The organism is Shimazuella sp. NTD247 (assembly GCF_059510415.1).
Genome location: NZ_JCAJZU010000002.1, coordinates 75,605 through 87,533 on the forward strand (window position 1 = coordinate 75,605; position 11,929 = coordinate 87,533).

The window sequence follows — 11,929 nt, forward strand, 5'->3', positions numbered from 1 at the left end:
AATAATAAATTTGAGTTATCTATTGAGTTTTTTCGGGTGTAAAACTGTATTTAACACTATTGCCAATGTCATCAACATCATCCTCAAGAATATAAGCAGCTAAAAAATATTCATCTTTTCGTATTTCTTCAATTGTTGGAACTTCTATTTTTGGATATACATAAACTTCCCACCAATTACCAAATTCCTTTTTGGCATACTCTACAAAAATACTCACTATACACGGTCTTTCTATGGTGAATAGAAAGGTGCATATAAATAATCTCTTGGTATTGTTTGTTTTTCGCAAATACTCAAATATCGCATCTAAAGAAATTTGGGTAACGCAAACGTCTCTATATGGAATAAGTTCAGGAACTTCTGTGTCAAATATGAGATTGTTGGTGTGAATCCTTGAACCATCTATTACATCTTTATCAAGAAGAACAGCATTATTCAAAGTAACACCATATACATATACAGGTACTTGTTTTTTATTTGTTAGGAATATACGAAAGCAACCTATTGCCTCTTTCCACTTCATTAACCGAAACTTGGATGCTCAATTCAGGTTTTAAAGCTTCTTCTTCTCTTTTCCTTGCTTCTTCTATCTGTTGATTCGCAAGATTAACCTGTCTTAAAACAATCCACGCAGCAGCAACAGTACCAACAGCATCAACTATCTGTACAAATGCCCCTAGTGAATTCCAACTAATCCAATTTACCTTTGATGCCCACTATACAAAATTTTCTAACACAGTAACACCCCTACCTAAATACAATAAATTCATAATAACAGATATTATCTTCCATTTCTGAATGTAAATAAAATGTAATATCGTAATATTCAGAATGTAAAAGAAACACAATAAAATAGTAATGATGTAAGGGGTGATAAAATGAAGAAATTTCGTTTAGTCCGCTACAAAGCTCCAAAGCCTAGTCATTGTCCAAAATGCGGCAAAGATGATGAGCTTTCATGGTCCAATGGTGAATGGAAATGCGCACGTTGTAATCATGTAGTTGAGCCTGATTAATCATGATTTTTAATCTTTGAAGATTTCGACAAAAGTTGTCCACTTTTGACAGACTACTTTCATATAAAATAACTTCTACAAGAAGCTATTAAATATGGGAGTGGTCTTTTTTGCATAAACAAAAGAGAGAACATTTTGCTTTTCTAGATGGTTATAAACCAGCGTTGCTAATTTCTCCAAGAAACAAACTTTTTGATACAGTTTTAGCAACAAATTTACCACATATAACACCTTTTGATGACGAACCCGGCAGTCATATCTTTTTTCAAACTGAGGAACAGAAAGAAGATTTTCAGAAGAGAATGAAAGGCGTTGAGCTACGTTCCTATGAGTTTAATATGATTGTTGGAGAAATGCTTGGATTTCCATTGAAGAGTGTTGAGTATTTTTCTAAGATGAGAGCATTAGAAGACAAAATAGGCTACTATTCAGAAGAGGAAAGAATGACAAGTATTGGAGTTACATGGGCTGGATTCTATTTTTCTTCTCATATAGATTTTGTAGAACAAGAGGTTCATTGGCTTTTTGATACATACCAACATGAAAAAGCTATTGGTTTACCTGTTTTTCTCTGGACTAGAGAAACAGGTGATATTGAAGTTGGATATGGTGATTTAGGCAGAGTTAGGGCAATTGCAGATACGATTAAAGCATTCAGAGAACAGAAAGCAGCAGTGACTGCATAGTAAAGAAAACCTCTTGTAATGATAACAAGAGGTTATTTTAATGATAATCGTGTGACTATCTCTTCTAAAATGTGTTGGTCTTTTGGTCTCTTCTTCTGTTGATGCTGTTGTCTTAGACTGCTGTTGTTTCTTCTGTTGTTGTGATATTGTTGTTGCTTTAACTTCTTTCTGTTGTTTAGTGTTACTGGTGCTCTCTGTTGCTTCTTTTACTAAAGACTGTTGTTTTGTTGCTTTTTCTCTTATTACAGATTTTTGTTGCTCTACTACTGTTGTTGATGCTGGTTGTAGTTCAACAGTAGGTACCTTTCTGTTGCTGATGCTCGACCAAATAGTTTTAATGTCTGCTCGTAACTTGCTAAAGTCTTTCTAGAAAGGTTTTTAGCTGAACAGTAGAGGATAAAATTATCTACATGAAAGTTATAATTATCCAAAATAAACTAAGCACCAACCTTTACTGGAATATCCAATAAGTGTTGGTGCTTAGTTTAATTTCTTTTATCAATTGGTCGATTCAAAATGTTATTAGTCGCTTATTTTGCTCCAATATTCAAATAACAAAATTCACGAAAAACACGTTATCACTCAGCTACGCCATTTTGTGCTCAATTCGCAGTTTATCTGCTACCATTGCGATAAATTCACTATTGGTAGGTTTTGCTTTGGCAACATTTATGGTATAACCAAATAAATTTTTAATCGAATCCATATTTCCTCTGCTCCAAGCAACTTCAATTGCATGACGAATCGCACGTTCTACTCTGCTTGGTGTTGTATTAAACTTTTTTGCAATACGTGGATATAGTGTTTTGGTTATTGCTCCAAGTAGATCTACTTCATTGTAGACCATCGTAATAGCTTCCCGCAAATACAAATACCCTTTAATATGAGCAGGAACGCCAATTTCATGTATTACTGTCGTAATATTTGCATCTAAATTGCCAAGGCGGGACGGGACAGGAATCGTAGCTCTCACTCTTGGGGTAGTTGCGGTAGTTGGTCCGATCATTTGGCGGATACGTTCCGTCAATACATCCATATCAAAAGGTTTCAAAATATAATAAGATGCACCTAATTGTACTGCACGCTGTGTAATATTTTCTTGACCAAATGCAGTCAACATTATGATCTTCGGTTGAGGTTGGAGATTCATTTGTTGTATTTGTTCTAAAACACCGAGTCCATCCAAATGAGGCATAATAATATCCAAAACCAAAACGTCTGGAACCTGTTCTTTTAATAATTCCAATACTTCTCCACCATTGTAAGCTGTGCCGAGCACTTGCATATCTTCTTGACTGTTAAAATGATCTTTTAATAATTGAGTAAATTCTCGATTATCATCTGCGATAATCAATTGAATCATATTTCTTCCCCCTTATCCGTATAAATACTGTTATCTTACACTTTCGACAAATGAATTCTCAATCCTTCTTCCTTGAATTTCCATAAATGATAGATAAAGAAAAAAGCGGAACCTTTGAAGGTATCCGCAATGGTCTGTATTTGTGCATCCTTTAGCATCCATTCAATAAAAGTCCCATAACCTGAGGTAGGATCATTGATAAATACATGGGTCACCGCGCCTATTATTTTACCATTTTGAATGATTGGACTTCCACTCATCCCTTGAACAATTCCCCCAGTAACGTTTAAAAGTCGTGGATCTGTCACTTTTATGATTAGACCTTTTGTTGATGCAAATCGTTGTTTATTCACACTAACTATTTGAATCTTAAATGATTCTACTTTTTGCCCATTTACCACCGTCAATATATTTGCAGGTCCTTCTTTTACTTCTTCTTGAAAACCTACTGGAATTGGAGCATTGAATATACCTTTATTCGGTAATTGATTCATTTTCCCAAAAATACCAAATGGCGTATTTCTAACTATATTCCCGATTATCTGATCTTCATCGGTAAAGATAGCTCTTTTTTCTCCAGGTTCTCCTGATGAGCCTTTTTGAATCGATGTCACATGTGAACGAAGAACTTTCCCTTGCCCCACTACAATAGGTTGTCCTGTATCCACATCCGAAATAACATGACCAAGCGCTCCATATTTATGCTCCACTGGTTCCAAAAACGTCAAAGTCCCTACACCAGCTGCTGTATCACGCACATACATCCCCATGCGGTATGTGTTATCCTTACTATCCATCAGTGGTTTTAATGCCACATCAAATTGATTTTGTTCTCGTAAGATCGTGAAGAGTAGTTTCTTATTTGCTTTTCCAGCTTCAACAGCTAGCATTCCAATCATTTTAACACTGGATGCAGGCTTTCCATTCACAGACACAATCGTATCTCCAATTTGGATTCCTGCTTTTTCTGCAGGTGAAATACTTCCCGCAGATGTGTGAATTAAGTTATGCCCAACCACCATAATCCCTTTTGATTTCAATTTAATTCCGATCGATTGTCCTCCTGGTATCACTTTCATCGGAGGGACAACTTGCACAGCTGCTCGTTTGATGGGTATTTTACCAATGTTAAGGGTAGCATAATGTTTACCATCAGCATTGGCAAGATAAGCAACTGGTAAATGTACAGGTTTTGTTAACAATTGTCCATTTACCATTCGAATATTACTTGGAAATGACATATAGTCCTGCCAAGTGGAAGAAAAACTCACGACTGCTAGGAGAAGGACTAAAAGGAGACCAACACTTCTTTTCCACCACTTTTGCTGCACATTACCACTCTCCTGCGAGTTCTACCTATTCCTTCGCACTTGAGTTGGTTATGAACTTAATTTTCCCGTAATGGACTCAGCTTATGAATAACAAATGCTTCCTTGCTCTATAACAGTTTGAAACATTCACAGATGAAATACAATCTACTGTTTGGCTTTCACTTTGTTCGCTAAAAAAAGCATTTCGGCAGCATGCTGCTTTGTTCTAGCAGTGAGTTCCGCACCACCGAGCATACGAGATAATTCCATGATTCTCCCTGACTTATCGAGTGCAACTACCCCTGAACTAGTTTTTTGTTCACTTATTTCTTTGGATACATAGAAATGCACATCTGCCATACACGCTACTTGAGGCAAATGCGTCACACATAAAATCTGATTATCGATGGCCAAAGTAGCAATTTTTTCAGCAATTGCCTGTGCTGCTCTACCACTAACCCCTGTATCAACTTCATCAAATATTAAAGTTCTGACTTGATCTCGACCACTAAAAATACACTTCAAGGCTAACATTATCCGAGACAATTCCCCACCAGAAGCGATTTTCGCAAGAGGACGAAGCGGTTCTCCTGGACCCGGAGAAAGTTGAAACTCAACTTGATCCAAACCATTTAAAGTGAATGCTTCTTTTTGGGAATAATCAGGGTAAAAAGAAACATGAAAAACGGTAGAACCCATCATTAAATCTGATAACTGTGCTTCCACTTGGACTTCTAATTGCGAAGCAGCTTGTTTTCTTAAACTTGTTAACTCATTTGCGATTTTCGACATTTCTGTTTGTATTTCATCTCTGCGTTCATATAAGTGATCTTTGCTTTCTTCTACGTTGAGCAACTGTTCTAATTCTTGCTCAGCTTTATCCAAATACATCAATATATCTGCTGTTGTCTCTCCGTATTTACGTTGCAGCTGACGTATTAGATGAAGTCGATCTTGCACTTCATATAGTCTTTCTGGGGAGAAATCCAATGTATCTTGATATATATCCAGGTCTCTTGCTGCTTCTTCCAGTTGGAAAGTAGCAGCTTCCATATTTTCCAATGATTTTTGAATGGTATCATCCAGATCGCTAATTTCTTGTATATAGGAAACCGCCTGCCTGATCTGGGCAATTCCTCGTCCTTCGCCGGACATCAGTTGGTATGCGTGAGATATTCTCGATAACAATTTTTCTCCACTTGCTAATCTCTTTTCTTCGTCTTGCAAAGCAGATTCTTCACCTTCTACTAAACGAGCATCTTTTATTTCAGTTATTTGAAATTGAAGCATATCAATACGTCTATCCATCTCTTGCTGATCCAGATTTAATTTTGTTATTGATTTTACGATATCTTGATAGTTTCGAAATAAATTTCGATATTCATCCCTTGTTTGAAGTAGTTTCCTTCCGCCGAATTGATCCAACCATGCAAGATGTTCTTCGATTTGAAGTAAACCAGTATGTTCATGTTGTCCATGAATATGAATGAGATGATTTCCTAATTGTTTTAACATTGTCAGTGTAATCATTCGTCCATTTACGCGACAAGTACTTTTTCCATTTAAGGTTATTTCTCGACGAACCAATAAATATTCTTCTGTTTCAATATCCCATTCTTTTAAAAGATGAATCGCAGGATGACCCATAGGAAAATCAAAAACTGCTTCAATCACCGCTTTTTGTGAGCCATGACGCACAAAATCACTGGAAGCTCTCCCTCCAACGATCAATCCGAGTGCGTCAATCAAAATGGATTTCCCTGCCCCTGTCTCTCCTGTTAAAACATGAAAACCCTGATCGAATGTCAGATGAATGTTTTCTACAATAGCAAATTGATGAATGGACAGTTCTTTTAGCATTACACATCTTCCCCTACAACATGTCTAAAAACCGCTGTACTATCTCTTCAGCAACGGTTTTGGAGCGACAAATAATCAGGATGGTATCGTCTCCAGCGATGGTACCGAGTAATTCATCCCAATCCAAATTATCCAAGAGTGCTGCTACAGCATGTGCATTACCGGGCAATGTATTCATTACGACAAGATTCTCGGCAAAGTCCACTCCGACAAAAGACTCTTGCAGGAGTCTTTTTAGTTTTTGTAACGGGTTAAACCGTCGGTCAGCTGGCAGTGAATACTTATAAGCACCGTTACTGAGAGGTACTTTGACAAGATGTAACTCTTTGATATCACGGGAAATTGTCGCTTGGGTCACATTATAACCAGCGAGTTTTAATTCTGCCACCAAATCATCTTGCGTTTCTATATCCTTGCTTGTTATTATCTCTCTAATTCGTATGTGTCGTTGCGCTTTCATCAAAAATCGCTCCTATTGCTCTTGCAATTTTTTGCGGATCACTTCAAAAAAAGAACGTTCTTTCCATTTTATCAGATGTGTAGCACATGGCGATTGCTGTACACGAACAATATCTCCTTGTTCCAATGTGAATCCTTCTTGTCCATCAATGGTAACACCAATTTCATTGTGGTTTGCAGTAACCTCAAGTTCTAGAGTGCTATTCGCTGGCAGCACCATTGGGCGAGAAGCTAATGTATGAGGGCAAATCGGCGTAAGTAAAATACATTCTAAACCGGGCCACACGATTGGTCCTCCACATGATAAAGAATAAGCGGTAGAGCCTGTAGGTGTCGAGATAATTACACCATCTCCAGAATACTTTCCAATATAGGTATCATCCATTGTTACCGTACAGGTTATCATCCGGCTAAATGAACCTTTTGCTATACCAATATCATTTAATGATATCCCTCTTTTTATTACTTCTCCTTGACGAAGCACCTCTGCTTCTAGCATTAATCTTTTCTCAACACAGTATTCTCCTGCCAAAATCCGATCCACAGAAGCAGATAAATCTTCTGGCTCAGCTTCAGATAAAAATCCAAGATATCCAAGGTTTATACCAAGTATAGGAATGCGTGAACCTGCCAGCTTCCTCGCCACGCCTAATAAAGTACCATCTCCACCAAGAACAAAAGTACAATCCACATGAATAGGAAAATCTTCCAATGGAATTCCTTTGTTTTCTTGGCCGAGTACAAGAGCTAAATCAAGATCAAGACATACTGTAGCTCCTTTGTATTCAATCAAATCGATCAATTTTTTGGCAACCGGTAATGCAGTTGGTTTCGTTTGATTCGCCATGATGCCTATTGTTTTCATATTCCACCTCTAGGTTCCCATTTATTCATTTTTGAATAAACCACATAAAAATCATACCAATAATAAATGTTATCAAGTAACTAACCGGGAACTTTCTTTCTTTGTCGAATAAAGATGGATGGGAGAAATGAACCAATGAAACCTTATTTTTAGCTTTATCCACATAGACAATTCCTGCAGGACGATAAAGTAAATAAAATGGAAAAAGAAGGTCTCGAATTGCAGCTCCAGTCCGTCTTAATGGCTTTCTTTCCTTTGCTACAAGTACTACATATAATTGTTCCTCTTTCATAGCTAAATAATCTACATACATTCTGCTTTCATATGGCTTAGCATCTAACTCAATAGAAATGGGAACTTTTTTCTTACCTTCAATTGGGTCATAACCAAACTCTCGCAATAAGTCAGGTACTTCCCCTTTGATGAATTCTGGTTCTTTTTTCACCTTGTTTAAAATAATGTCTTTCGCAAATTGAAAGGAAACCCATCTTCGAACAATAAGATACAAAATAATAATTATAATAAAGACCAATACAATCGAATCACCAGATTGAGACAATCTTCTCCCCCCTTCCCTGAAGCGGGCTAGTCTTCCACAGAAAAACCTTGGTGTGCTTCTTCCAAAGCTTTTTCTATTAATAACTTACAGTCCAAGTTTTGATGATTTGTTTCCTTTATCAGATACGCTAAAAACTCAATATTTCCTTTTCCACCTCGAATAGGAGAAGGAATAAGACCAGATATATTAAAACCCTCGTGTTGAAACATATCTGTTGTCTTTTGTAAAACTTCACGATGAATCGTTTTCTCTCGAACGATGCCTTTTTTTCCCACTTGATCCCTTCCCGCTTCAAATTGTGGTTTAATCAGTGCCACCACTTCACTTTGTGGAGGAAGAAGCACTTTTAATGCTGGCATAATAATGGATAGGGAAATAAAAGAGACATCAATTGTCGCGAAATTGGGAATCGGACCTGTCAAATCTTCAGGAAGTAAATAACGAAAATTTGTCCTTTCCATAACACGAACTCTTTCATCATTTCGCAATTTCCATGCTAATTGTCCATAACCAACGTCAATTGCGTACACATAGGAAGCTCCATTTTGAAGGGAACAATCCGTAAATCCTCCTGTAGATGCACCGATGTCAAGTACGACTTTTTGATGCAAATCCAGTGAAAACGTTGCAATTGCTTGTTCTAACTTTAATCCGCCCCTGCTTACATAAGGGTGTACTTCTCCCTTTACTAAGATATCACTTTCCACTCGGAATTTTGTTCCTGCTTTTGTTTGCAGTTCATTGTCTACAAAAACAAGCCCAGCCATGATGGCCCGCTGGGCTTGTTCCCGACTGGGATAATATCCTTTTTGAACAAGGAGAATGTCTAAACGTTCTTTAGCCATTCGTTTTCCCTCAGATCTTTTGAATATCACGTACACAGCAATTTCTTGCTGCTTGTGCAATACCATCTGTAGTTAAACCAATTTCTTCTCGTTGTTGGTTAATACTACCATGTTCCACGTAATAGTCAGGTACACCTAATACGGTTACTACTTGTGATTTCTTCTGCTCTGCAAAAAATTCGAGTACTGCGCTTCCAAATCCGCCTATTTTCGTACCTTCTTCAACAGTCACAATCGGTATTCCCGCTCCATGGATCGACAATAGCAATTCTTCATCCAGTGGTTTTGCAAACCTTGCATTCACTACTTTTGCTTGTATTCCTTCTCGTGACAATTGCTCCGCAGCTTCTTCTGCTAATGTCACCATGTTTCCAAAAGCCAAAATGGCAACATGATTTCCTTCGCGAAGTACTTCTGACTTTCCGATTGGTATGAGTTTATATTCTTCATCCATCGGAACTCCTTCCCCTTCACTCTTGGAATATCGTACAGCAATTGGCCCATCGTTGTACTCTGTTGCTGTATACAACATATGTTGAAATTCATTTTCATCTTTTGGCATCATGATGACCATCCCAGGTTGTGACCGCATAAAACTTATATCATAAACACCTTGGTGTGTTTCTCCATCTTCACCAACGAAACCGGCTCGGTCTACAGCAAAAACAACATTGAGATGTTGTCGGCAAACATCATGAATCAACTGATCATATCCACGCTGCAAAAAAGTAGAATAAATCGCTAAAACTGGTTTTAATCCTTGTGTTGCTATTCCAGCAGCAAAAGTGGCAGCGTGTTGTTCTGCTATTCCCACATCAAAGCATCGATCGGGATAAGTTTGTTGGAATTTATCCAACTTCGAACCAGTAATCATAGCTGGAGTAATAGCGACGATTTTCTCATTTTTAGCAGCTAATTTTACCATTGTTTCCCCAAAAACAGCAGGATAAGCAGGAGCATTTGCTTTTTTCTTTTGCAATGCGCCAGATTCTATCTTGTATGTACCAACACCATGGAAATTAACAGAATCATCCTCTGCTGGTTTGTAGCCTTGTCCTTTTTTGGTGATAACATGTACCAGTACAGGGCCTTTAGTATGAGCTGCTTGACGAAGACTCTCCATTAATTCTTCTAAATGATGTCCGTCCACAGGGCCGAGATAAGTCAGACCAAGTGTTTCAAATAAAACACCAGATACCAATAAAAATTTGATGCTATCTTTCACTCGTTCCAGTGTTTTTGCAAAAGGTTCTCCGATCGTAGGAATCTTTTTCAAAACTTGCTCGACTTCCGCTTTCATCTTGTTGTAATGACGATGTGTACGAAGTCTTCCAAGATAATTGTGCAGTGCACCTACATTTGGGCTTATCGACATTTCATTATCATTTAATATAACAATCATATCTTTTTGTTCTTGACCAATATGATTTAATGCTTCTAATGCCATCCCGCCTGTTAATGCTCCATCACCAATAATCGCAACAACTTTATTTGTTCCTCCTAAAAGATCTCTTGCAGCAGCCATGCCCATTGCACCCGATAATGAGGTACTGCTGTGACCAGTTTCCCATACATCATGCTCACTCTCATTCATCTTGGGGAATCCGCATAAACCTTTGTACTGTCGCAAAGTGGAGAATTTGTCGCCACGACCTGTAAGCAGCTTGTGAACATATGCTTGGTGTCCAACATCCCATAAAAATTTATCTGTTGGACTATCAAATAAATAATGCAGTGCAATCGTTAACTCAACTACTCCCAAATTAGAAGCTAGATGCCCACCAGTACTTGATAAACTATTGATCAAAAACTCCCTTATTTCTTCAGCCAACTGTGGAAGTTGATCCTCTGATAATTTCTTTAAATCTTTTGGTGTTTGGATATGCTCGAGGAGCAAGAAAGACCGCCTCGCTTTCAATGTTGTATATTTTTCAGAAAAATGCCGGTCTAAAAAGACCGGTTAAACCGAACATTTCTATGTATTTATTGGACATTAAGTTGGTGATGTTGCTGGATATTTAAAAAACATTATAGCACAGGTTCCCTTACCTGTCCCGTACCAGTAAATAATCAGCTAACTCCAGTAATCTCTGGGGATTTAAATCATTTCGATGCTGGATCGACTCTCTTGCGTCTCTGATGCATTGTTGTAATCTCTCTTTCGATTCCTCGATTCCCAATAAAACTGGATACGTTGCCTTATGGTTATCTTCATCACTGCCAATTGGTTTGCCAATAACTGATTGGTCTCCTATAACATCCAAAATATCATCTTGAATTTGAAAAGCGAGTCCCAAGGAATAAGCAAATGTCGTTAAAGCATCTAACGTATCTTTATTTGCTCCTCCAAGGTGTGCACCAACACGTACAGCGAAGGTGATCAAATCACCGGTTTTTCTACGGTGTACTTCTTCTAATTCTTCTAATGTCAGGGTTCTATTTTCGCTTTGCATATCTAAAACTTGACCGTTGATCATGCCTTTTGCACCCGCATAGCGAACTGCTTCTTTCACGATGCCCATGGAGACCGAAGCGGTGAGTTCTGCATTTTCTGCACCTTGCGCAAACAAATGAAATGCCTCAGTTAACAGAGCATCACCAGCTAAAATAGCTACTGCTTCTCCGTATACTTTATGATTTGTCCATTTACCACGGCGATAGTCATCATCATCCATAGCGGGAAGATCATCATGTATTAACGAGTATGTATGTATCATTTCAATGGCACAGCCAAAAGGTAAAGCCAAATTTTTATTTCCACCCAGTGCTTCCAATGTTGCGATCGTGAGCACTGGACGAATGCGCTTCCCTCCAGCTAAAAGCGAATATCGCATTGCCTCTTGCAAAACGGGTGGTATATCGGTCCAGCTTTGACTTATTTTATCCAATTCCTGATGGACGAGTTCTGCCATATGTTGTATGTAAGTTTTCGCTTCTTTCATCCTCGTTTTCCTTCTTTCAACGTA

12 protein-coding genes are annotated in these 11,929 nt (G+C 38.0%); 2 read left to right on the top strand and 10 right to left on the bottom strand.

The window, feature by feature from the left end; genetic code table 11:
- Window positions 1–19: 19 nt before the first annotated feature.
- On the bottom strand, window positions 20–523 hold the full coding sequence (locus AC5WOC_RS04675; protein ID WP_496054236.1) for a hypothetical protein: 504 nt from the start codon (window positions 521–523) through the stop codon (window positions 20–22).
- 355 nt (window positions 524–878) lie between these two features.
- Here AC5WOC_RS04675 and AC5WOC_RS04680 point away from each other — a divergent pair, with 355 nt between their 5' ends.
- Both AC5WOC_RS04680 and AC5WOC_RS04685 read left to right on the top strand, forming a co-directional pair.
- Window positions 879–1,016 carry a hypothetical protein gene (locus tag AC5WOC_RS04680; RefSeq protein WP_496054237.1) on the top strand — a complete coding sequence of 46 codons (138 nt, stop codon included), beginning with the start codon at window positions 879–881 and terminating at the stop codon, window positions 1,014–1,016.
- 110 nt (window positions 1,017–1,126) lie between these two features.
- On the top strand, window positions 1,127–1,702 hold the full coding sequence (locus tag AC5WOC_RS04685; RefSeq protein WP_496054238.1) for a hypothetical protein: 576 nt from the start codon (window positions 1,127–1,129) through the stop codon (window positions 1,700–1,702).
- 586 nt (window positions 1,703–2,288) lie between these two features.
- On the opposite strand, the gene spo0A is transcribed toward AC5WOC_RS04685, so the two are convergent.
- From spo0A to AC5WOC_RS04730, 9 genes are all read right to left on the bottom strand, one after another.
- Entirely contained in the window at window positions 2,289–3,065 is a 777-nt protein-coding gene (spo0A, locus tag AC5WOC_RS04690; RefSeq protein WP_496054239.1) for a sporulation transcription factor Spo0A, read from the bottom strand.
- Between the two features lie 35 nt (window positions 3,066–3,100).
- Entirely contained in the window at window positions 3,101–4,396 is a 1,296-nt protein-coding gene (spoIVB, locus tag AC5WOC_RS04695; RefSeq protein ID WP_496054240.1) for a SpoIVB peptidase, read from the bottom strand.
- Between the two features lie 144 nt (window positions 4,397–4,540).
- Window positions 4,541–6,235: a DNA repair protein RecN gene (gene recN, locus AC5WOC_RS04700; protein ID WP_496054241.1), complete on the bottom strand. Its 1,695-nt coding sequence runs from the start codon at window positions 6,233–6,235 to the stop codon at window positions 4,541–4,543.
- A 13-nt stretch (window positions 6,236–6,248) separates the two neighbouring features.
- Window positions 6,249–6,698 (bottom strand): transcriptional regulator AhrC/ArgR, encoded by a 450-nt coding sequence (gene ahrC, locus AC5WOC_RS04705; protein ID WP_496054242.1) that lies wholly within the window; start codon window positions 6,696–6,698, stop codon window positions 6,249–6,251.
- Between the two features lie 9 nt (window positions 6,699–6,707).
- Window positions 6,708–7,559 (bottom strand): NAD(+)/NADH kinase, encoded by an 852-nt coding sequence (locus tag AC5WOC_RS04710; protein ID WP_496054243.1) that lies wholly within the window; start codon window positions 7,557–7,559, stop codon window positions 6,708–6,710.
- A gap of 25 nt (window positions 7,560–7,584) precedes the next feature.
- Window positions 7,585–8,118: a hypothetical protein gene (locus AC5WOC_RS04715; protein WP_496054244.1), complete on the bottom strand. Its 534-nt coding sequence runs from the start codon at window positions 8,116–8,118 to the stop codon at window positions 7,585–7,587.
- A gap of 26 nt (window positions 8,119–8,144) precedes the next feature.
- Complete coding sequence (locus AC5WOC_RS04720; RefSeq protein ID WP_496054245.1) at window positions 8,145–8,963, bottom strand: TlyA family RNA methyltransferase; 819 nt, start codon at window positions 8,961–8,963, stop codon at window positions 8,145–8,147.
- Window positions 8,964–8,973: 10 nt separating this feature from the next.
- Window positions 8,974–10,860, bottom strand: a complete 1,887-nt coding sequence (gene dxs / locus AC5WOC_RS04725; RefSeq protein WP_496054246.1) for a 1-deoxy-D-xylulose-5-phosphate synthase — start codon at window positions 10,858–10,860, stop codon at window positions 8,974–8,976.
- A gap of 148 nt (window positions 10,861–11,008) precedes the next feature.
- Window positions 11,009–11,905: a polyprenyl synthetase family protein gene (locus AC5WOC_RS04730; protein WP_496054247.1), complete on the bottom strand. Its 897-nt coding sequence runs from the start codon at window positions 11,903–11,905 to the stop codon at window positions 11,009–11,011.
- Between the last annotated feature and the right edge of the window lie 24 nt (window positions 11,906–11,929).